21 protein-coding genes are annotated in these 21,004 nt (G+C 48.8%); 14 read left to right on the top strand and 7 right to left on the bottom strand.

Annotation, left to right across the window (positions count from 1 at the left end; genetic code table 11):
- Positions 1–310 precede the first annotated feature (310 nt).
- The 3 genes from DXA55_RS15550 to DXA55_RS15545 are packed head-to-tail and all read right to left on the bottom strand — an operon-like array spanning position 311 to position 1,655.
- Positions 311–1,294, bottom strand: coding sequence for an EAL domain-containing protein (locus DXA55_RS15550; protein ID WP_242998623.1), 984 nt, complete (start codon positions 1,292–1,294; stop codon positions 311–313).
- Positions 1,228–1,473 (bottom strand): hypothetical protein, encoded by a 246-nt coding sequence (locus DXA55_RS17950; protein ID WP_242998620.1) that lies wholly within the window; start codon positions 1,471–1,473, stop codon positions 1,228–1,230. Before DXA55_RS17950 ends, DXA55_RS15550 begins: the two co-directional genes overlap by 67 nt.
- Positions 1,473–1,655, bottom strand: coding sequence for a FeoA family protein (locus tag DXA55_RS15545; RefSeq protein ID WP_055268169.1), 183 nt, complete (start codon positions 1,653–1,655; stop codon positions 1,473–1,475). Before DXA55_RS15545 ends, DXA55_RS17950 begins: the two co-directional genes overlap by 1 nt.
- A gap of 225 nt (positions 1,656–1,880) precedes the next feature.
- Here DXA55_RS15545 and DXA55_RS15540 point away from each other — a divergent pair, with 225 nt between their 5' ends.
- Positions 1,881–2,354 (top strand): hypothetical protein, encoded by a 474-nt coding sequence (locus DXA55_RS15540; protein ID WP_117805031.1) that lies wholly within the window; start codon positions 1,881–1,883, stop codon positions 2,352–2,354.
- Between the two features lie 127 nt (positions 2,355–2,481).
- Here the strand turns inward: DXA55_RS15540 and DXA55_RS15535 are convergent, their stop codons facing one another.
- Together DXA55_RS15535 and DXA55_RS15530 are read right to left on the bottom strand one after the other, a co-directional pair.
- Positions 2,482–3,639, bottom strand: coding sequence for a M20/M25/M40 family metallo-hydrolase (locus DXA55_RS15535; protein WP_158565101.1), 1,158 nt, complete (start codon positions 3,637–3,639; stop codon positions 2,482–2,484).
- Between the two features lie 23 nt (positions 3,640–3,662).
- Positions 3,663–4,949, bottom strand: coding sequence for a hypothetical protein (locus DXA55_RS15530; protein ID WP_022461442.1), 1,287 nt, complete (start codon positions 4,947–4,949; stop codon positions 3,663–3,665).
- A 142-nt stretch (positions 4,950–5,091) separates the two neighbouring features.
- On the opposite strand from DXA55_RS15530, the gene DXA55_RS15525 reads away from it, so the two are divergent.
- The 13 genes from DXA55_RS15525 (at position 5,092) to DXA55_RS15465 (ending at position 19,110) form a co-directional block, all read left to right on the top strand.
- Positions 5,092–6,204: a M20/M25/M40 family metallo-hydrolase gene (locus DXA55_RS15525; RefSeq protein ID WP_117805038.1), complete on the top strand. Its 1,113-nt coding sequence runs from the start codon at positions 5,092–5,094 to the stop codon at positions 6,202–6,204.
- 95 nt (positions 6,205–6,299) lie between these two features.
- Positions 6,300–6,710 carry a hypothetical protein gene (locus tag DXA55_RS15520; protein WP_117814589.1) on the top strand — a complete coding sequence of 137 codons (411 nt, stop codon included), beginning with the start codon at positions 6,300–6,302 and terminating at the stop codon, positions 6,708–6,710.
- On the top strand, positions 6,671–7,486 hold the full coding sequence (locus DXA55_RS15515; protein ID WP_147342032.1) for a hypothetical protein: 816 nt from the start codon (positions 6,671–6,673) through the stop codon (positions 7,484–7,486). The genes DXA55_RS15520 and DXA55_RS15515 overlap by 40 nt, the downstream gene beginning before the upstream one ends.
- 278 nt (positions 7,487–7,764) lie before the next feature.
- Positions 7,765–9,366, top strand: a complete 1,602-nt coding sequence (locus DXA55_RS15510) for an ABC transporter substrate-binding protein (protein WP_199605856.1) — start codon at positions 7,765–7,767, stop codon at positions 9,364–9,366.
- Between the two features lie 62 nt (positions 9,367–9,428).
- Positions 9,429–10,445 (top strand): ABC transporter ATP-binding protein, encoded by a 1,017-nt coding sequence (locus DXA55_RS15505; RefSeq protein ID WP_117805028.1) that lies wholly within the window; start codon positions 9,429–9,431, stop codon positions 10,443–10,445.
- Positions 10,435–11,340 (top strand): ATP-binding cassette domain-containing protein, encoded by a 906-nt coding sequence (locus DXA55_RS15500; protein ID WP_055221171.1) that lies wholly within the window; start codon positions 10,435–10,437, stop codon positions 11,338–11,340. Before DXA55_RS15505 ends, DXA55_RS15500 begins: the two co-directional genes overlap by 11 nt.
- Positions 11,337–12,344: an ABC transporter permease gene (locus tag DXA55_RS15495; protein WP_117814587.1), complete on the top strand. Its 1,008-nt coding sequence runs from the start codon at positions 11,337–11,339 to the stop codon at positions 12,342–12,344. The genes DXA55_RS15500 and DXA55_RS15495 overlap by 4 nt, the downstream gene beginning before the upstream one ends.
- Positions 12,345–12,417: 73 nt before the next feature.
- Entirely contained in the window at positions 12,418–13,233 is an 816-nt protein-coding gene (locus tag DXA55_RS15490; protein WP_242998618.1) for an ABC transporter permease, read from the top strand.
- A 139-nt stretch (positions 13,234–13,372) separates the two neighbouring features.
- Entirely contained in the window at positions 13,373–15,115 is a 1,743-nt protein-coding gene (gene ilvD / locus DXA55_RS15485) for a dihydroxy-acid dehydratase (protein ID WP_055227858.1), read from the top strand.
- A gap of 174 nt (positions 15,116–15,289) precedes the next feature.
- Complete coding sequence (locus DXA55_RS15480; RefSeq protein WP_147342031.1) at positions 15,290–15,574, top strand: hypothetical protein; 285 nt, start codon at positions 15,290–15,292, stop codon at positions 15,572–15,574.
- Between the two features lie 229 nt (positions 15,575–15,803).
- On the top strand, positions 15,804–16,565 hold the full coding sequence (locus tag DXA55_RS15475; protein ID WP_022462537.1) for an endonuclease/exonuclease/phosphatase family protein: 762 nt from the start codon (positions 15,804–15,806) through the stop codon (positions 16,563–16,565).
- Between the two features lie 201 nt (positions 16,566–16,766).
- Positions 16,767–17,945, top strand: coding sequence for a trans-sulfuration enzyme family protein (locus tag DXA55_RS15470; RefSeq protein ID WP_022462536.1), 1,179 nt, complete (start codon positions 16,767–16,769; stop codon positions 17,943–17,945).
- Positions 17,926–19,110 (top strand): MalY/PatB family protein, encoded by a 1,185-nt coding sequence (locus DXA55_RS15465; RefSeq protein ID WP_022462535.1) that lies wholly within the window; start codon positions 17,926–17,928, stop codon positions 19,108–19,110. The genes DXA55_RS15470 and DXA55_RS15465 overlap by 20 nt, the downstream gene beginning before the upstream one ends.
- A gap of 76 nt (positions 19,111–19,186) precedes the next feature.
- Here DXA55_RS15465 and DXA55_RS15460 read toward each other — a convergent pair whose 3' ends face one another.
- Both DXA55_RS15460 and DXA55_RS15455 read right to left on the bottom strand, forming a co-directional pair.
- Positions 19,187–19,915 (bottom strand): hypothetical protein, encoded by a 729-nt coding sequence (locus tag DXA55_RS15460; RefSeq protein ID WP_022462534.1) that lies wholly within the window; start codon positions 19,913–19,915, stop codon positions 19,187–19,189.
- Positions 19,916–20,197: 282 nt separating this feature from the next.
- Positions 20,198–20,938, bottom strand: coding sequence for a hypothetical protein (locus DXA55_RS15455; RefSeq protein WP_022462533.1), 741 nt, complete (start codon positions 20,936–20,938; stop codon positions 20,198–20,200).
- Between the last annotated feature and the right edge of the window lie 66 nt (positions 20,939–21,004).

Here is a 21,004-nt window from a genome sequence, read left to right as displayed (position 1 = left end):
GGCAAAAGTTCCTGCAGTAAAGCGTAGAACCTCATGTGTTTATGCAGATCTGAGAGAACTGATTTCAGAAATGGAACTGCGTAAAGCAGCATAAACACAGGCAGATATGCAGTGGATTACCTGTTATGTGGAAACCTGCCGTATCCGGCATGGAAGAAGCACATATCTGTGCAAAATCTAAGTAACAGGCGTATCCGCCGATATTTGGTCTGCCGCCTAAAGCGGCCGGAAGCACGTGACTTTAGTCATGTGAGGTTCACTCGGTAGTAACTACCGGGTAAGATAACCATAGTATAGAATTCGGACTTTGTCAAGCGATCAGCTCTTCAAATTTTTTCTGTTCCATCGGTTTATAATAATAGAATCCCTGCAGCTCGTCGCATCCTTCGGCGATCAGAAAATCTACCATCTCTTTCGTCTCCACACCCTCGCAGACAATCCATTTGTCTGTGCGTTTTAAAAGATGGAACATCTCTTCCAGCACAATTTTTCCTTTTTCGGAGAGGCCCGCCGAGAGGAAATGTTTGTCAATTTTAACTTCATCAAACAGAATATCCTTCAGCGAATTTAAGGACGAATATCCAGACCCAAAATCGTCCATGGAAATGCGGATATCCCGGTCGTGGAAAAAGCGGATCATCTGGTTGACGGCATCAATGTTATGAATGTACGTTGTTTCTGTGATCTCAAAAACCAGGTACTTCGAAGGAATCTGATAATGATCGAGCAGCTGTGTGATCCGCTGTGTGAACGTATCGATCTTGCGGAAATGAATCGGCGACACATTCAGCGAGAGCGGCAGCAGCGGAAGTCCGTTTTCCCGGCGGTCAGCGAGCCACTGGAAAGCAGCATTATACACATAATAGTCGAGCGACTCAATCTCTCCGGTCTCCTCCAGAATCGGCAGAAAGCTGTCCGGGAACCAGAGCGTGCCGTCCTCGCGCAGCCAGCGTACCAGCACCTCGGCGCTTGCAATTTCCTGCGTTTTTCCGCTGATTTTCGGCTGGAAATAAATCTGAAATTCTTTTTTCGCAAGGGCATTCTGGAAGGAATGAATGGTCTCCGCGCGCTTCTGTTCCGTGCTGGAAAGCTCGGCGTTGTATTCGAAGACGCAGGTGGAAGTTTCCTTCGCACGCCGCCGCGCAATGTTGGCATGAGAGATGACTTCCTCCGCTGGTGTGTCCGTGTCATTCAGATAATAGACGCCAGTGTTCAGCGTCATGTAATTCAGCGGGTACGATTCCAGCACTTCGCGGATCGCCTGCTTGTGATAGGCGGAAATCTTTTCCCGCACCACGCCGGATCCTGCCCGGTGATATCGATAATGCCGACAAAGATATCGGAGTGATAGCGGTTCACAAAGAGTGTCTGCGGAAAGAGTTCCAGCTTTTTCAGGATGAAATTCAGAATGTTCGTACCCATCTCATAACCCCAGTAATCGTTGATCAGATGAAAATTGTCGACATCCGTCATCAGAAAGGCGTACTGCTTTTCTTCGCTTCTGTTATTGAGAAGCGTAAAAATTTTTTCTTTAGAATCGAAATCCTGGCCCCGGGAACAAACCCCAGCGACTCCAGATAATGGCGCTGTTTTTCCTGGCCGCAGATTTTATTGATGACGTAAAACTGATTGAAATCGGTTAAATTTAAAGGCATGCAGTTCCTCCTTTATTACGAGAGTACATCGAGTTAGAATTGCCTAACAGACAGTATAGCATAACATATTTGGAACAAAATAGAAAACTTTTTCATTGAGAAATTTTTTCAAAAAGGTTTTACGGGGGCGGATGCATTTTTGCGTTTCTTATTTTGGGGGAATCATGTATAATGGAAATGAAACATCAGTGACAAACTATGACATGGGAAAAGGAAGAGAAAACAATGAAACATAGAATAAAAATCCTGCTGCTTGCAGTTCTGATCGCAGCACTCTGCAACTGTATGCTGATGATCGGAATGACAAAAAAGAAAGAGAACAATACAATTCCAAAAGATGCAAGCCTGATCTGCGAAGAAACCGTATCGCCGAACAAGGACTATATTACGGATGAAAAAGACCTGGTAAATTATACCGTGCGCGTCTATCAGGAAAAAAACAACGACATCATCGTCTATGCGGAATCCAATTCGCCGCTGTTCGATGAAGCACAGTACATCGTAACATGCGACCACGCCATCACCGCCGACGATGTCCAGATCAAATGGACAACCCTCATGGGCAGTACCGAAGCGAGCGAGAAAGATGAGATCGGACTCGCACACGTTTCGATCGCAAAAGACGGGGAAGTGTTCAATGAAAAGACGATCAGCTTTGTGGCGAAAGCGGTGAATGCGGTTACGGATGTGATAGGGTAAAGAAAATAGGATAACAAAAAAAGAAACGAGCAACTCCCTCGGCTCCTGATGAGCTTACCGGACAAAAACCCCGTTTCTTTTTTTATGTTAAATATAGTACATTATTTGTCAAGAACCGCAGAGCAGTTTACATTGCCAAAATCGTAGCTACCAGCTTTTTACACTGTGTCAGCAGCGACGACGGAATTGCATACTCATCAAGTGAATGTGCGCCTGAGCCCTGGATGCCGAGGCTGCAGAGGGCGGGGATTCCGATGCGGGTGACGAAGGAAGTGTCGGAGCAGCCGCTCTGCTGGATGCCCTGCGGGATTGGTTCGCCGAGGAGTTTACAGCTTTCCTGGTAGAGGGAGAGGAGGCGGTCAGCGCCGTCGACCATTTCCATGGCTGGGTAGTAGCCGTTCTGTTCCATCGTGCAGCTTGTGCCCGGAACGGTGACGTGTTCGCAGAGATTTTTTAAGAAAGCGATGGCTTCCTCATACTGAGCATTTGCCGCATAGCGGATGCCGATGGAAAACTCACAGGAATCCGGGATAACGTTAGCACCGGTTCCGCCCGAAATGCGGCCACAATTGAAGGAAAGATAGCCGAAAACGGAGCGGCTTTCAATCTCTGTAATCATGCGTGCCGCCTGCAGAACCGCACTCGCGCCTTTCTGCGGTTCCTTTCCGGCATGAGCAGCTTTTCCTTTTACTTTTACGCGGATGATCGCGCCGCCGCTTCTTCTCGTAGTCACTTCACCGTTGGTATAACTCGATTCCAGATTAAACGCCGCCTCACAGCCGCTGGCATATTGTTCGACAAGCTTTCCGGCCTCGCCGTGGGAAAACGCGTGGGCAACTTCCTCGTCACCAGTGAGAACCAGCTTGATCTGGCGGTCTTCATATCCGACAGCATTCAGCGCGCGGAGCGCAAACAGCGCAATGACATCGCCGCCCTTCATATCATAAACGCCAGGGCCGTACACGCGGTCATCCTTCACAAGAAACGGTTCCGGCCCAAATTTTCCGACCGCATGCACCGTATCCATATGTCCGAGCAGAAGAATCGGCTTCTTCTCCTGCGGCCGAGTCCATGCCGCAAACGTCGGACCGGCCTTCTCAAAATGATGAATCTCCCGCTCCATACCAAGCGCATCACAGTACGTATCAAGATGCGCCGCAATCCGCTCATTCGCCTCGCGGTCAGCAGAAGGCGTTTCAATGGAGACAAGATTTTTCAGCAGCTCCATCATACTGTGTTCGTTTTTCTCAAGATAGGCAAATGCCTGTTCCGTTCTTTTATCCATAAACATTCTCCATTTCTTATGTTTTATAAAGTGATTTTCATAATCCGTGCCGGCCGTCCCCTGCCGCCGCTGATTTTGCCGATCGTGGTCACACAGTTTTCCTGTTCCAGCCGCAGAATCAGCCGGTTGGCGCTCCGCTCCGTGATCCCCATATCTGCAGCGAGCTGTGCGGAAGTGATTACCTGATCATGTGACCGCAGAATCTCTTTCAGTTTTTCATACGTACTGCTGCTGATGTGAAGCCGGTGCAGAAGATACGCCGTGTGATCGGTCGGGTCATTGATCTTAATTTCGGTAAACTGATGCTCATCCTCCGCAATATAGTTCGCGCCGGAGCGGTCCGCGATCGAGTGGTTGAGCGCCATCGCCGCGCGGGATTTCGCCTCCATGGGAGTATCACCGTAGCCGATGCCGATCCACAGCCGGTTGTGCGGCGTCTGCTGTCCGTGAAACAGAATCTTCTGATATTCCCCGTTCTGAATAAATTCCCGCATCAGAACCGGACGGGATGACATGATATAAAAAATAGAAGCGCCCTCGGAGAACGCAGCAGCCCCCATGCGGTGGGCGGCAGAGTAGATCAGCTCGCGCATCTCATTCTGATAATGAATCTTCTCCCATTCCCGGAGCGAAAGATCCGTCTCCTGATCAAAGGAATAATCAAAATAGATCTGCACGGAAGCACTCTGCCCGCGGTTCTTCTGCGCCGTATTTTCCAGAAACTGAAGATGATAAACCTGTTCCAGAATTACATCCTCGGAAACCGAGATGCGGATGCAGGGAATGCCTTCTGCCGACAGTGCCTCATACGTTTTTTCCATGTTGGTAAAGCAGATTTTTGCCCCGTTGTGAAAATAGTTGTAACGGTGAAAATCCGTGAGGGCATCCTGAAAATCGCCCTGATCGGGAGAAGAGCCGTGTGCCACAAGGACGCGGCCATTGGAAATGCCGATCTCTTCCAGCGTTTCCTGCACAAGCTGTTCCTCATACATATCGATACTGATGACATCCGGCACGCAGGAATAACGGACAGCAGATTCCGCCAGCGCTTTTAAGATGGAAGCCTGATTGTGCGGAAGAAAGGTCCAGGGAACGTTTGGCTCCAGCCGCTTTAAAGCATAGTGATAGTTGGTCGGCCCAGTAAAAATAATGCCGGATACTTTCCCTTTCTGAAACTGGGCAGCCGCTTCCAGACCGTACCGGTAATCGTTGGAACGCCGGTAGACCACTTCAAGGTCCGGCATGCGCTTCTCCAGCGTTTTCTGAATCCTGTCGCAGATATGGTCAGAACCTGTTACGCCGATTTTCATATATAAAATTCCTTTCCGAGAATTAAAGACATAAAAATGAATTATGGCATAATTTTACACCTATTAAGGACGAAAGGCAAATGGTAAGATGTAGAAGAATTGTTTTTGAAAATTTTTTTCAAGAATGGAGAGTGGAAAAGAAATGAAAAATCAACGTATGTTAGATGAACTGACCGAATTGATGCGGATTGATGTGTCGAGCGGTCAGGAGACGGAGATTGCAGAGCATCTGGTGAAAAAACTGGAGCAGATGGGATTTGCGATTACGCGGGATGAGGCCGGGGCTACGTTTGGCGGCATGTGCGGCAATATTCTGGCGGTTCGGGAAGGAGAGCGGGACGGTGTTGTCTGTTTCTGTTCCCATATGGACCGTGTGCCGGGCGGCATTGGAATCAAACCGGTGGAGGAGGATGGAATCCTTCGTTCTTCGGGCGACACGATTCTGGCGGCGGATGATCTGTCCGGTGTGGCAGCCATTTTAGAGGGCGTGCGTCAGGCGATTGAATCCGGGAAGGCGCTTCCGAAACTGGAGATCCTCTTTACGGTCGGCGAGGAGGCCGGTCTGTACGGTGCGAAAGCATTCGATGTAAGCCTGCTGACATCAAAAACGATGTATGTGCTCGACTCCCCGGGACGCATCGGCCGAATTGTAAATGGTGCGCCGGGCCGTGCCCTTCTGGAAGCACAGGTTTTCGGCAAGGCAGCCCATGCGGGAAATGAGCCGGAGAAAGGCATTGATGCGGCAAAAATTATGGCGGAAATGCTCGCAACGATGGAGACGGGAAGACTGGATGAAAATACAACGTCGAACTTTTCTCACCTCTGGTCCAAAACATGCGAGGCAATGAACGTTGTCTGCGACCACGCAATCCTGCGCGGAGAGATGCGGAGCCGGTCGGGAGAAAAACTCGACCGCTATGAAGCGTATTTCCAGTCGCACTGCCGTGAAATCGCAGAAAAGCGCGGTGCGCGTGTGGAATTTAAAAGAGAAAACACCTTCCTGCCGTTCTTCATCCCGGAGGATTCCGAGATGATTCAGATCGTCACGGAATCCCTGAAAGAGATGGGAATCGAACCGCAGATCAACGGCGGAGGCGGCGGTATGGACGGCAATATTTTCAATCAGAAGGGAATCACCTGTGTCGGTATCGCAACAGGATATTTCAAGAATCATTCGACCGAAGAATATCTGCATCTCGATGACTTCTATCATGCCGGAGAGCTTGTGGCGCGGATAATTGGAAGGATTGCATAAATATGCAAAATATAAAATAAAAACTGGATAAAACTTGCAAAATAAAAGAAAATTATGTATAATTTCAAATTAAAAAGAGCAAGGGAGAAAAAGAAATGGCTGAGATTTTAACAAACAACGCAATGTTCTCCAGCTTCATGATTGTTCTGATCGTGTTTGCACTCGGCGACATTGTCGGTAAAATTACAAAAGGAAAGCTGTCCGGAATGATGGTCGTCATGCTCCTGTTCCTGGTAGGCTTTCTGACGAAACTGATCCCGGCGGACATCATCGATCAGGGAGGCCTTACGGCGTTATCAAAACTGGCAATTGCGATGGTACTGTTCAACATGGGTACTACCCTGAACGTGAAACAGCTGATCGAGGAGTGGAGAACCGTATTAATGGCGGCACTCTGTATGCTGGCGTCCTGCCTTGTGATGCTTCTGGTATCCCCGATCATCGGATTTGACACTGTGCTCGTCGCATGCCGGTTATCAACGGTGCGGCAATGGCAACTTCGCTGATGGCAAGCGCCGCAGCAGAAAAAGGACTGGCAACGGCGGCAGCGCTCTGTGCAGTCATCTATTCCGTACAGAAATTCGTCGGTGCGCCGATCGCATCTGCCATGGGTATCCGTTACGGAAAAAAACTGCTGAAAGCATATCGCGAGAATCCGGCGCAGTTTAAAAAGCAGGAGACCGGAAACGGTGCTTCCGCAAAAGTTTCCTTTGCAGATAAACACAAAGAATGGTATTCTGCCAACGTCATGATGGCGCTCGTTGCAGCCGGTTCCTGGGTTGCCCACATCCTTGGCGATCTGACTCCGATCAACTACAGCATCTGGGCGCTGCTTCTCGGTGTTGTCTGTGCCGCTTCCGGACTCGTTCCGACAAAACCGCTGCAGAAATCGAATTCCTACGGCCTTATGATGGTTGCTGTCTTTGGCTCCATCATCCCGTCTCTGGCGAAGGTTTCCTTAAGTGATCTCGGTACCATGGCATTCCAGACAATCGTTCTGTTCGCCGCAGCGCTGATCGGTGTTGCACTGGTTGGCTGGGTTCTTCCGACCTGGAAACTCGTGGGCGACAAAGACCTGGCAGTCGGCATCGGTGTCGAGCAGTTCCTCGGATTCCCGAGCAACGTGGTCATCTGCCGCGAGGTCGGCGATGCGGTCGGAGAGACACCGGAGGAGAAAGCGTTTATCGAAGATACCTTAAACGTGCCGTATGTCGTGGGAGGAATTACGGTTATTACGGTTCTGTCCACGATGCTGGCTGGATTTGTTATCAATATGCTGTAAAATTTTAAAATCATAGGAAAAGAAACATGACCTTGATGCAGAGGAAGAGTCCCCTGATCAAGGTCATGTTTTATGTTGGCATGTGGAGCAACTCCCTCTGCATGAGACGATTAACTTTACAAGAAAAGAAAAAAATATCCCCCCACCCGGCTTGTGAGAGCCTGAAATATCAAATATAATGAACGAACAGTACATGGATCAGGCGCGCAGATCATGGGAGTACAAAGCAAAAAAGCGGTCAGTCCGGGTAAAAACGGTCTGAAAATGGGAGGAAAAGGATGAAAAAGAAAATATTATCTTTGATGCTGATGGTGTCTCTTGCAGCATCCCTTGCGGCATGCGGTCAGGACAGCGGGAAAAACAGCAACAGTACAGATTTGTCGAAAACAGAGACGGAAGTTTCTTCCGGCCAGACAGGGGAGGAAGAGACGACCCTGGTTTACGGTTCTGCTGATTATACCAGGATTAATCCGGCGATGGATGAGCACGGTGAAATTAATCTACTGCTGTTCAACGGACTGACCGCACACGATGCGGATGACAACATTGTTCCGGGTCTGGCAGAAAAATGGGAGTACGATGCAGAAACCTGCACCTACACCTTTCATATCCGGGACGGCATCCAATGGCATGATGGAGAAAAATTTACGGCGGACGATGTGAAATTCACCATCGAAGCGATCATGGATCCGGAAAACGGATCTGAAAATGCACCAAATTATGAGGATGTAGAAGAGATTACAGTTATAGATGACAGCACCGTTTCCTTCCGCCTTTCCGAGCCGAACGTGGCTTTCCTGGAATACATGACGATGGCCATCCTGCCGAAGCACCTGCTGGAAGGTGAAAATATGCAGGAATCGGATTTCTTCCGTGCACCGGTTGGAACCGGCCCGTATAAACTGGAGAGCTGGGACGAAGGCCAGTCGATTGTTCTGGTAAAAAATGAAGATTATTACCTTGGGGCACCAAAGATTGACAAGGTCATTTTCAAAATTGTACCAGATGATAATGCACAGGCGATGCAGCTGGAATCCGGCGAACTGGATCTGGCGCTGCTTGACCCGAAAAATGCGCAGAATTTCAAAGAAAAAGACGGTTTTACCTGCTACGACATGACAACGGCAGATTACCGCGGAATCTTATTTAACTTTGCGAATGATTACTGGACGAAAAACAGGGACATCATTCCGGCCGTCTGTTATTCGATTGACCGCCAGGCCATTATCGATTCTGTGCTTCTTGGCGAGGGAATGGCGGCATACAGTCCGCTGCAGCGGAACATTTACAATAACGAAAACGTAGAACATTATGATTACAATCCGGAAAAAGCACAGGAAATTCTGGAAGCGGCCGGATGCACCAGAAACAGCGATGGTTTCTATGAGCGGGACGGCGAAGAAATCGGTTTTGTCATCAGCGTGATGTCCGGTGAGCAGGACCGCATTGATATTGCCCAGGCAGCAGCACAGCAGCTCCGGGAAACCGGAATCAACTGTACCGTAGAAATTCCGGCACAGATGGACTGGGGCGGACAGATGGCGTGCCTGATCGGCTGGGGAAGCCCGTTCGATGCGGACGATCATACATATAAGGTTTTCGGCACGGACAAAGGGGCGAATTATTCGAGCTATTCCAATGAAAAAGTAGATGAGTATCTGTCTCTTGCCCGTCAGAGTGACGATCCGGAAGTGCGGAAAGAATATTACGGAAAATTCCAGGAAGAACTGGCAGAAGATCCGGCCTATGCATTCATCTGTTATATTGATGCAAATTATGTGGCAGATTCCGGTATTCAGGGCATTTCCAAAGACACGGTGCTGGGCCACCACGGCGTTGGTATTTTCTGGAATATTCAGGACTGGACAATGACAGAATAAATAAAAAAGCAGACGAAGGGGGTATGTTTACCCCCTTTTTGTCTGTACAGGAGAAAAACGGAATGAAGGAACGATTAAAAGTGGAACATCTTTCCGTCAGCTTTTTTACGGATGAGGGGGAAGTACAGGCGGTCCGCGATGTCAGCTTTTCCCTGAATGCAGGTGAGGTGCTCGCTGTTGTAGGCGAGTCAGGCTGCGGAAAAAGTGTGCTCTGCAAAAGCATTATGAAGCTGCTGCCGGAGAATGCAAAGATCAAAAACGGAAAAATTCTGGTCAATGGAGAAGAAATTGCAGGATACGGGGAGAGAAGAATGCGGGAACTGCGGGGAAAACTGTTCTCGATGGTTTTCCAGAATCCGATGACTTCCTTAAATCCGACGATGACAGTCGGAGCGCAGATTGCAGAGGCAGTGCGGGCGCATCAGAAAGACATGGGAAAAGAAGAAGTGGAACAGAGAGTGACAGAACTGATGCAGCTGGTGGGAATCGAGCAGGCAGAAGAGCGGAAAAAGGCATATCCGTATCACTTTTCCGGCGGAATGCGGCAGCGGGTCGTACTGGCGATTGCGCTGGCGGGCAATCCGGAAATTCTGTTTGCTGATGAGCCGACGACAGCGCTGGATGTGACGATTCAGGCACAGATTCTGGACCTGCTTCGGGAAATTCAGAAAAAACTGGGAACGGCGACGGTCTTTGTCACACATGACCTTGGCGTTGTAGCGCGGATCGCAGACCGGGTAGCGGTCATGTATGCGGGAAAAATAGTAGAGATTGGAACCGTGGATGAGATTTTCTATGATCCCCGTCATCCGTATACGTGGGGACTGCTGCGTTCCATACCGGCGTTTTCGAGGGGAAAAGAAAGCCTGCCGTCTATCCCGGGAATGCCGCCGTCTCTTCTCCATCCGCCAAAGGGCGATGCCTTTGCCAGCCGCAATGCTTATGCGCTGGAAATTGATTTTGAGGAGGAGCCGCCGATGTTCCGGGTCACAGACAGCCATTATGCGGCAACATGGCTGCTGGATGAGAGAGCACCGAAGGTTGTGCCGCCGATAGGAGGAAACACAGATGGAACATGAGATTTTGCTGGATGTGCGTCATCTGACCCATATTTTTCCACTGTCCCGGAAAACAGCAGTCAAGGCAGTCGATGATGTATCGTTTCAGATTCGAAGAGGAGAAATTTTTGGACTGGTAGGAGAATCCGGTTCCGGAAAATCTACCGCTGCACGCTGTGTGATGAATATTTATCAGCCATATGCCGGCCAGATTTATTATAAAGGGATTGATACCTGCGACAGAGGCCAGTTCCGGAAAAATAAAAAAATGCTGCAGACGACACGCCAGATGATTTTTCAGGATTCCGGTTCCAGTCTGAATCAGAAGATGAAGGTCCGCGACATTATTGAGGAGCCGATGCGCGTGCAGAAAATCCGGCCGCTGCGGGGAAGCTATGAGGAGGAAGCCAGATTCCAGATGAAATACGTGGGGCTGGATCCGGAATATCTGAAAAAATATCCGGGAGAATTGTCCGGCGGACAGCGGCAGCGCGTTGCGATTGCACGGGCACTGACGATGGAGCCGGAGCTTCTGGTGGCGGATGAACCGATTGCATCGCTGGACGCGTCGATACAGGCACAGATTGTGAATCTGTTCCGTCATCTGCAGAAGGAGCACGGTTTTTCGTTCCTGTTTATTGCGCATGATCTGGATATGGTCGAATTTCTGTGTGACAGAGTAGGTGTGATGTACCATGGAAAACTGGTGGAGACCGGCCCGGCGCGAGCCGTGTTTGAAAATCCGCTGCATCCATATACGAAAGCACTGATCGCGGCCATTCCGATTCCGGATCCGCGAAGGGAAAGAGCGAGAGCTGTACCGGATTTTTCCAATACAGAATTTTCCCGGACGGGAACACTGCGGGAAGTGGAAAAAGATCATTTTGTGCTGATGGAGGGAGGCGATGCAGGATGAAAAGCCGGAACAGAGTGCTTTACTATGGAAAAAAAGCAGCGGCATTTCTGGCAAGTGTTCTGCTGCTGTCTGTGCTCGTATTTTATATTTCAAGGCTTGCGCCGGGAGATCCGCTGGTATCATATTACGGAGACCGCGTGGAAAAAATGACGCCCGAAGAAAGAGCGTGGGCCGAAGAAAAATTGGGACTGAAGGATCCCATTTCCGTACAGTATATCCGCTGGGCAGGCAATGCGCTGCAGGGGGATTTCGGAATTTCGTACAAATATAAAATGGATGTAATGCGCGTGATCGAGGGAAGAATTGGAAATACGCTGGTGCTTGGCGGCATTGGATTTCTGCTGATTTTCACCCTCGCGCTGCTTCTTGGAATTTTCTGTGCATGGAAGGAAGATACTTGGCTGGACCGCATCATCTGTAAGGTGGGAACCATCACGGGATGTATTCCGGAATTCTGGCTGTCGCTGCTTCTGATTCTTGTTTTTTCCATGCAGCTCAAATGGCTGCCGAGTTCCGGTGCCTACTCTGTTGGAAAACAGGCAGATTTTTCTGAACGTGTCTGTCATCTGATCCTGCCGATGACGGTCGTAGTGCTGAGCCATTTGTGGTATTACGCATACATGATCCGCAATAAAATTCTGGATGAAGTGCGGGAAGAGTATGTGCTTCTGGCAAGAGCCAAGGGGCTGAAACGAAAGACGGTTCTGTTCCGGCATTGCCTGCGGAATACGATTCCGTCGTATCTTGGCATCATGGCCATTTCTGTTCCGCATGTGCTGGGGGGAACCTATATTGTAGAAACGGTTTTCTCGTATCCCGGTATCGGAACGCTGGCGTATGAGAGCGCACGGTACAAAGATTACAATCTTCTGATGCTGCTTTGCCTGATGTCCGGAATCGTTGTGATTCTGTGCAATATGGCGGCACAGATCATCAACGAGAGAATTGATCCGCGGATGCGGGAGAAAGAAGCGGCAGAAACATCGGAGGTAATGATGCTGTGACAGAAAAAACACAATTATTTCAATTTGCAGGAGAGAGGCCTGCAGAAAAAACAGAAGCAGAAAAAAAGAAAAAATGGTATCAGGACGGCCGGTGGCAGCAGAGCTTTTTCTGGGTCTTCTTGTGCTGAGCTGCCTTTTCTGTGGGCAGATCATGACGAAGGATCCCTCGTATATGGATCTGAAAAACTGTTCCGTCATGCCGTGCCGGGAATTTCTGTTTGGAACCGATACGATGGGAAGAGATATTTTCTCGATGATCTGGTACGGCGGCAGAATATCGCTGGCGATCGGTCTGCTTTCTACGCTGATTTCCACTGTGATTGCCGTTCTCTTCGGCGCAGTCAGCGGATGTGCACCGGCGTGGCTGGACGCGCTTCTGATGCGGCTGACCGAGATCTTTTTGTCGGTGCCGAATCTTCTTCTTGTCATTTTTCTTCTGGCTGCTGCGGGAAAATCCAATGTGATTACGATTTCTGCCGTGATCGGAATGACAAGCTGGACAAGCATTGCAAAGGTTGTGCGGACCGAAGTACGGCAGATCCGGAACAGTGAATACGTGATTGCGTCGCGCTGTATGGGAGGCAGTTTTTTCTATATTTTATGGCACCATCTGGCACCGAACTTTTTTTCGTCTATTATGTTTATGGTGGTTATGAACATCCGAAGTGCGATTGTAGCAGAATCCACACTGAGTTTTATGGGAATCGGTCTTCCGCTGGAGGTGATTTCCTGGGGCAGCATGCTGTCACTTTCGGAAAAAGCGTTGATGACAAAGGCATGGTGGATCATTCTGATCCCGGGTGTTTTTCTGATTGTGACGCTGCTTAGTTTTACAAGCATTGGAAATTATCTGCGGAAGCAGGCAAACAGAAAACAGAGAAATCTGTGAGCTGTTCAGAGAGGCTGCGGTCTGTGGGGAATCCCTGCAGACTGCAGCTTTTTTGTCTTGCAATCAAATACAGGGATTGCTATAGTGAAAAGCAGAAAGAGTATTTTTAATACCTAAAAAACAGCGGGAGGAGAAGGAAATGCTGAAGAGTCAGGAAATGCGGAAACTTGCACCGGAGATGGATCCGCTCCGGATTGGAACAGGATGGAAAAAAGAGGATCTTGAAAAACCGCAGATTATGGTGGAGAGTACGTACGGGGACAGCCACCCGGGAAGCGGCCACTTAAATCTGCTGGTCGAGGAAGTGCGGAAAGGCGTTGCGGAAGCGGGGGGCTTCGGGGCGCGGTATTTCTGCACCGACATCTGTGACGGCGAGAGCCAGGGAACGGACGGCATCAACTACAGTCTTGCGAGCCGCGAGATGATCGCCAATATGATCGAGATCCACGCGAATGCGACACCGTTTGACGGCGGCGTCTATCTGTCGAGCTGCGACAAGGGTATGCCGGGCAATCTGATCGGCCTTGCGCGTGTCGATATTCCGGCGGTTGTTGTGCCGGGCGGAACGATGAATGCGGGACCGGAGATGCTGACACTGGAGCAGCTTGGCATGTACAGCGCAAAATTTGAGCGCGGTGAGATCGACGAGGAGAAGCTCGACTGGGCGAAATGCAATGCCTGCCCGAGCTGCGGTGCCTGTTCGTTTATCGGAACGGCATCCACGATGCAGATCATGGCGGAGGCACTCGGCCTCGCCCTGCCTGGAAGCGCTCTGATGCCGGCGACAAGCCCGGATCTTCTGGCATATGCACAGGAGGCAGGCAGCCAGGCGGTAAAACTGGCACAGATGGAGCATATGCGGCCAAGCGATCTTGTGACGAAAGAGAGTTTTGAGAATGCGATTCTTGTCCACGCGGCAATTTCGGGAAGCACAAACTGCCTGCTGCACATCCCGGCCATTGCGCATGAGTTCGGCATCGAGATTACCGGCGACACATTCGATCGTCTGCACCGCAACGCGCGGTATCTGCTCGATGTCCGCCCGGCGGGAAGATGGCCGGCAGAGTGCTTCTATTATGCGGGCGGCGTTCCGGCGATTATGGAAGAAATCAAAGATCATCTGCATCTCGATGTGATGACAGTGACCGGAAAGACACTGGGTGAAAATCTGGCGGAGCTTCGTGAAAATGGATTTTATGAGAAGTGCAGCGGATGGCTCGCAAAATTTAATGAGCGGTATGGAACTTCGATTACAAAAGAAGATATTATCCGCCCGTATGACAAGGCGATCGGAACGGACGGCAGCATCGCTGTTCTGCGCGGAAACCTTGCGCCGGAGGGAGCCGTCATCAAGCACACGGCCTGCCCGAAAGAAATGTTCCACGCCGTCCTCCGTGCCCGACCGTTCGACAGCGAGGAGGAGTGCCTCGATGCCGTGCTGAAACATAAGGTTCAGAAAGGCGACGCCGTCTTCATCCGCTACGAAGGCCCGAAAGGCAGCGGTATGCCGGAGATGTTCTATACTTCCGAGGCAATCAGCAGCGACAAAGAGCTTGGAAAGAGCATCGCGCTTATCACCGACGGCCGTTTCTCCGGCGCCTCCACCGGCCCGGTCATCGGCCACTGCAGTCCCGAAGCTGTAGACGGCGGCCCGATCGCACTCGTCGAGGAAGGGGATTTGATTGAGATTGATGTGAAGGAACGAAAACTTAACATCATCGGAATCGCAGGAGAACGCAAGTCCATGGAAGAAATTGATGCGATCTTAAAAGAACGCCGCCGGAACTGGAAACCGCGCGAGCCGAAATACAAAAAAGGCGTACTCCGTCTTTTCAGCCTCCACGCAGCAAGCCCGATGAAAGGGGCGTATCTGGAATACTAAAAATACTTGCGTTTTTCTGGGATGGTCTTTAGAAGTTAAGGCAGAGCAAAAAATGGAGGAAGGAGCAACAGAAAAACAAGTGAAAGAAAATACCTAAAAAACAAACTGTTCCTGTATAATGTTGCATCTCTTCAGAAAATGGTCGGAAGTCCAGATTCTGTCCAGAAGAATGTGGTGCTGGAGAACAATTCGCTGTCGGCGGAGCAGATTACCGGTGTGGAAAACCGAAAGAGCAAGGCAGGCGAAGCCGTTCTTCCGGTACTGCGCAGTGTTTCGCTGTTTCTTCTCGGGCTGCTTGGCGTGCTTCTGATTCTGCTGACGCTGCTTGTGATTGCGGCGGAGGCGGCGCGGATCATCTGCCTTGGACAGGCGGCAAAGAAACAGCAGCAACCGATGCAGAACTCGCCCGCAGATTTCCGGCGGTCGAGCCAGGCGAATATACGCGTGTCTGCCATCTGATCGAGAAACATATCTACGGTGAGATTCTGCTGTCTCCTTATGAGGAACGTACGCTGAACCATTTTCTGGAAAAGCTGATGGAGCCGGTACCGGGCTGCAGCTGGAAAATGCGGCTGAAGCTGCGCTATGCGTGTCTGCGCCGTGTGAATACGAAGAAAAAGAAGAGAAAGCACAGCGCTTTCCAGCAAAAATAAGGGTTAGGAAAACAAATGAAAAGAGGGATTTTACCATGAAATTTGTAACATTTAATATTCGCTGTGATTTTGGCCAGGATGGAGCCAATAATTTTATCTACCGCAGACCGCTGATTCTGGAAAAAATCAGACAGGAAAAGCCGGATATCATCGGTTTTCAGGAGGTACTGCCGCATGTGGCTGCCTGGCTGAAGGAAAATCTGACGGAATATTACATTGCCGGATGTGGAAGAGAAAAGGATCTGACCGGTGAGGCAATGATCATTGCCTATCGGAAAGAACGTTTTCAGAGTGTGAGCCTGGAAACCTTCTGGCTGTCACCGACACCGTACGTGCCGGGATCCCGCTATCCGGTACAGAGTATGTGCCCGCGTACTGCGACGGATGTGGTATTTGAGGATATGGAGACCGGAAAAGTGTTCCGCGTCATCAACACCCATCTGGATCACGAGTGCGCCGGGGCGAGAAAGCTTGGCCTGGAGCAGATTCTCGCACATCTGAGAGCAGAGAAAGCATTTGCCGATGTGCCGGTGATTCTTAGCGGCGACTTCAATGCCGAGCCGGACAGCGAAGAGATGAAACCGCTGAGGGAAACTGCCGGTCTTGTGAATGCGACGGAAGGAATCGGCATTACCTTCCACAACTATCATCGCGATGATCCGAATGATCCGCAGTGCTCGATTGACTACATCATTCTCAAAGGGGACTGGGAACTGAAAAAGGTGGAAAAATGGACGGAGCAGAAGGACGGTGTGTGCCTTTCTGATCATTATCCGATCTGTGCGGAACTTATTTAAAATATGGATGCAAGAGGCGGCCGCCGGGAGAAAAAATCTTCTGGCGGCGTTTTTTTACGATAGTTATAGGAAAAACTTATAACAAGTCAAAGAAAAAAGGGAATATACAAACGCCGCATTTTCTGTTATGATAGGTTACGTTACAAAACCTATCAGATTAGTATAGAAAGAAAAATTACGAAATAACAGGAGATTATTCATATGGCAAGAGGAATTGACACAAAATGTATCCATTTAGAAGAAGACGAAGGACAGTGTAGCCACTACGGCGCACTCAGCTACCCGATTTATCAGACCGCAACGTATGCGCATCCGGGCGTAGGACAGAGCACCGGATTTGATTACAGCAGACTGCAGAACCCGACCAGAGAGCATTTGGAGAAGATGGTGGCTGCACTGGAAAACGGAATTGATGCGTTTGCATTAAGCTCCGGCATGGCAGCGATCTCTCTTCTGATGGAAATGTTCCGCCAGGGCGACCACATCATTGCGGATTCCGATCTGTACGGCGGAAGCATTCGTCTGTTCCACAACGTCAACGAGAAAAACGGCGTCGAGTTTTCCAGCATCGACTGCTGCCGTGATGACGTGGAGAGTTATGTGAAAGAAAATACAAAAGCAATCTACATCGAAACTCCGACGAACCCGATGATGAACGTAACCGACATCCGAAAGATGGCGGATATTGCAAAACGCCACAACCTGATTCTGATTGTGGACAACACCTTTATGTCCCCGTATTTTCAGAATCCGCTCGATCTCGGTGCGGACGTTGTGATTCACAGCGGCACGAAATACCTGAGTGGCCACAACGATACACTGGCAGGCTTTATCGTGACGAACCGCGAAGATATTCAGGAAAAACTGCGTTTCCTGATCAAGACAACAGGTGCAGGCCTTGCTCCGTTTGACTGCTGGCTGGTACTGCGCGGCATGAAGACGCTTGGCATCCGCATGGAACGCTCCCAGGAGAATGCAGAACAGATTGCCGCATGGCTGCAGCAGCAGAAAGCAGTCACAAGAGTGATTTATCCGGGACTGCCGGATCACCCGGGCCATGAGATTATGAAAAAACAGGCAAGAGGCTTCGGTGCCATGCTGACAATCCAGCTCGAGAGCAAAGAGTTTGCCCTTGCCATTCTGGAAAAGGTAAGAATGATCCGTTTCGCAGAGAGCCTCGGCGGCGTGGAGACACTCGTTACGTATCCGACGACGCAGACACATGCCGATGTGCCGAAGGAAATCCGTGAGCGGAACGGAATTACGGAGAGCACCCTTCGCTTCTCTGTTGGAATTGAAAATATCGAGGACCTGATCGGCGAGCTTGAGAAGGTTTTTGCAGAAATTGAGGAAGAGAAAAATGACGGAAAGAAATCTTGATTTTGACAGAATCATCAACCGAAAAAATACAGACTGTTTAAAATATGACTTCGCAGTAAAACGCGGTATGCCAGCCGACGTGCTGCCGCTGTGGGTGGCGGACATGGACTTTGAGACATCCTCCTACATCGAGGATGCGCTGGTAGAGCGTGCGAAAATGGGCATTTACGGCTACAGCGATGCGCAGACTCCGTATTTTGAGGCCGTTGCGGGATGGATGAAACGCCATCACAACTGGGAGCCGAAAGAAGAATGGCTGATCAAAACGCCGGGCGTTGTATTTGCACTTGCGATGGCAGTCAAAGCTTACACCGCGCCTGGGGATGCCGTGCTGATCCAGTCACCGGTTTACTATCCATTTTCGGAAGTCATTGCGGATAACGGCAGAAGAGTTGTCAGCAGCACGCTGGTGCTCGGCAATGATAACCGCTATCACATGGATGTGGCGGATTTCGAGGAGAAGCTGAAAGCTGAAAACGTGAAGCTCTTTTTCCTCTGCAATCCGCACAACCCGGTCGGAAGAGTCTGGACGAAAGAGGAGCTGACGGCGATCGGCGATCTCTGCGTGCAGTACGGCGTGACCGTTGTAAGTGATGAGATCCATGGAGATTTCATTTTTAAGGGCGAGCATCAGGTGTTTGCTGCGATCAAAAAAGAGTACGAGGACATCACGATCACCTGCACCGCGCCGAGTAAGACATTCAATCTGGCAAGTATGATGATGTCAAACATCTTTATCGCCAACCCGGAACTCCGTGCGAAATTCCGGAAACAGCTCGATGCAGCCGGAACGAGCCAGCTTGGTGTGATGGGTCTGGTGGCATGCGAGACGGCATATAATAAGGGCGAGGAGTGGTATGAGGCAATGCTTTCCTATGTGAAGGCAAATGCAGAATTTACAAGGCAGTATGTGGAGGAGCAGATTCCGGGCGTGAAGATGATCGACCTGGAGGGAACATATCTCGTATGGCTCGATTTCCGCGAGACGGGGCTTTCTGTCGACGAACTGGAAGACCTGATCATCAACAAGGCGAAGCTGTGGCTCGACAGCGGCAAGATCTTCGGAGACTGCGGTCGCGGCTTCCAGCGGATCAACATCGCCTGCCCGCGCGCAACCCTGACCGAGGCACTGGAGCGGATTCGGGATGCGATGAAAAGCAGATAAAGCCACACCGATGAGATGCGTAGCATTTTGGAAGTTGGCTCTGAACAGTGACGAAAACATGTTGAAAAGGCGCAGCTTACGGAACATCTTTTTGGGAGATATGATTTTTTTTGTGTCTCCGGTAGAGAAAGAAGAAAGCTGCGCCTCCGCATATCAAAACGAGTACTTTCACCGGAATCTGATATACCGGATACACAGAGGTATAAATGCAATGATATTCTGGCGAAGAAACTTCGCTTTCCTCAGCAGGGCTCGGGCTCCAGGAAAAAGATGCCAGAATTCGAAAATATTTTTTATCAGAAGAAAACTGGCTATAAGGAAGATAAAAATCTGGGTTTCCAGGCGTTGTGATTTTCCGTTCCAGCGTCCAGGGTTCTTCCGTGCTGTTCCGAGTCCACAATTCTGCTTTTTCTAATTCAAAAAGATACATCAGTGGATCTGTCTCCAGACGGATAAAGTCTTCTTTCGCAGTTCTTACCTGGGTTATATTTTGAAAATCGAAAACTGTCTGATATAACAAAGAACGATCTGATTTTTCCTGATAGGTGAGTACATTTGCGGCATACAGATCTTGGAAACTTTTTGTCTTTTCAGATCGTTTAAAAAAATAGAAATCGATAGGTTTGGAAGAAGTTTTTCGATACTCGTTTTCTAAACTGGATTCTATTGGCGAAGCATTTTCTGGTACGTTTTCTTTTAAAAAAGAGCACAATACCGTATCGTCATTTTCGAATGCAGTGTCTGCTTTGACTGGAACAGAAAAACAGAATAACAGGGTGAAAAATAAAAATTTGATTTTTTTCATAATGAGTTACCTCTTATTTATGGCTTTATTCAGTTGATGCCGGATTTAAAAGTTTTTTTGAATGGTTGTTCTGTACTTTTTGTTCCTGCAATTCCTAAAACATTCATAATCTGCCCGTTTTTCTACGAGTAATGGCGACTTGCTCATGATTTTACTTAAATTACTTGAAAATACCTTAAACACAATTTGCCTATCAGAGAAATTTGTGCTTCTGGATAGGCAAATTGTTACTTTGAAAGAGTAATTAGAAATTAAATGTACTTGTATGTGGTGAATGAAAGTTTAATAACTTAGGTTCATTGTTTTATATGCAGTATAGGCTGTTCCTGATGGAGAGTAGCTAATTCCACCACCGTTGTAGGAAAAAGAGATACTGTAGCCGGTTTTCTGGGGATTATATAAGTATCCCATTACAATTCTTTTATCACTGCTATTACCTGCAGTAGCGTGACAGTATGTAACACCTTTAAGCTTCATGGCATAGTCGGGTGTTCCTAGTTGACTCCCTGAAAATTCAGCACCAGATAATTGCTGATTATTTGCAGTAAGAGTTCCACCGACTTTCCAATCGTTCATAGTATTATCTTTGTACCATAATTTTCCACCATATTCATACGGTCTCATAGCAGCGCCTAATTGAAAAGAAAAACTGTCTTTTCCGCGAGGTTGTTTATTAGAAGTAAACTCGTATGTTGGATAGATATAAATGGTTGATGCATTTTTAAAAGCTGATGCAGTAAAGGAAATACCGGTTAAAGTTTCGCTACTGAGTATCGATATTTGATTTTCGATATTTGAATTAATATATTCAAAATGTTTACCTCCACTTTTTAAGTCATCCACAATGAACTGCATGACGTCATCATCCAGCTTTTCTATTTCCTTTTGTGGCATTCCGGTTTTTAATAGATATGCTTTGTTAGATAGAACAACATTATTATCTGCCTTTACATTGCAAATTACCATATTTAAGGACAGAATACAACAAATAAAAAATGCAAGACATGTTTTTAATTTTTTCATGATGAGTGGTCTCCTTTCATAAGTATTGTTGGATGGTTTTAGTTTTTTATTTATCCTTAGATAGTG

It is taken from the genome of Blautia sp. OF03-13, assembly GCF_003460685.1.
Taxonomy (GTDB): Bacteria; Bacillota; Clostridia; order Lachnospirales; family Lachnospiraceae; genus Fusicatenibacter; species Fusicatenibacter saccharivorans.
The sequence above is the reverse complement of the archived record's forward strand: the minus strand, read 5'-3'. Positions and strand labels throughout refer to the sequence as shown.

Coding starts and splice junctions, on each gene's coding strand:
- DXA55_RS17950 (WP_242998620.1), bottom strand. CDS start 1,473: ATGACGGATGTCGACAATTTTCATCTGATCAACGATTACTGGGGTTAT.
- DXA55_RS15545 (WP_055268169.1), bottom strand. CDS start 1,655: ATGCCTTTAAATTTAACCGATTTCAATCAGTTTTACGTCATCAATAAA.
- DXA55_RS15540 (WP_117805031.1), top strand. CDS start 1,881: ATGAAACATAGAATAAAAATCCTGCTGCTTGCAGTTCTGATCGCAGCA.
- DXA55_RS15535 (WP_158565101.1), bottom strand. CDS start 3,639: ATGGATAAAAGAACGGAACAGGCATTTGCCTATCTTGAGAAAAACGAA.
- DXA55_RS15530 (WP_022461442.1), bottom strand. CDS start 4,949: ATGAAAATCGGCGTAACAGGTTCTGACCATATCTGCGACAGGATTCAG.
- DXA55_RS15525 (WP_117805038.1), top strand. CDS start 5,092: ATGAAAAATCAACGTATGTTAGATGAACTGACCGAATTGATGCGGATT.
- DXA55_RS15520 (WP_117814589.1), top strand. CDS start 6,300: ATGGCTGAGATTTTAACAAACAACGCAATGTTCTCCAGCTTCATGATT.
- DXA55_RS15515 (WP_147342032.1), top strand. CDS start 6,671: ATGCCGGTTATCAACGGTGCGGCAATGGCAACTTCGCTGATGGCAAGC.
- DXA55_RS15510 (WP_199605856.1), top strand. CDS start 7,765: ATGAAAAAGAAAATATTATCTTTGATGCTGATGGTGTCTCTTGCAGCA.
- DXA55_RS15505 (WP_117805028.1), top strand. CDS start 9,429: ATGAAGGAACGATTAAAAGTGGAACATCTTTCCGTCAGCTTTTTTACG.
- DXA55_RS15500 (WP_055221171.1), top strand. CDS start 10,435: ATGGAACATGAGATTTTGCTGGATGTGCGTCATCTGACCCATATTTTT.
- DXA55_RS15495 (WP_117814587.1), top strand. CDS start 11,337: ATGAAAAGCCGGAACAGAGTGCTTTACTATGGAAAAAAAGCAGCGGCA.
- DXA55_RS15490 (WP_242998618.1), top strand. CDS start 12,418: ATGGTATCAGGACGGCCGGTGGCAGCAGAGCTTTTTCTGGGTCTTCTT.
- ilvD (WP_055227858.1), top strand. CDS start 13,373: ATGCTGAAGAGTCAGGAAATGCGGAAACTTGCACCGGAGATGGATCCG.
- DXA55_RS15475 (WP_022462537.1), top strand. CDS start 15,804: ATGAAATTTGTAACATTTAATATTCGCTGTGATTTTGGCCAGGATGGA.
- DXA55_RS15470 (WP_022462536.1), top strand. CDS start 16,767: ATGGCAAGAGGAATTGACACAAAATGTATCCATTTAGAAGAAGACGAA.
- DXA55_RS15465 (WP_022462535.1), top strand. CDS start 17,926: ATGACGGAAAGAAATCTTGATTTTGACAGAATCATCAACCGAAAAAAT.
- DXA55_RS15460 (WP_022462534.1), bottom strand. CDS start 19,915: ATGAAAAAAATCAAATTTTTATTTTTCACCCTGTTATTCTGTTTTTCT.
- DXA55_RS15455 (WP_022462533.1), bottom strand. CDS start 20,938: ATGAAAAAATTAAAAACATGTCTTGCATTTTTTATTTGTTGTATTCTG.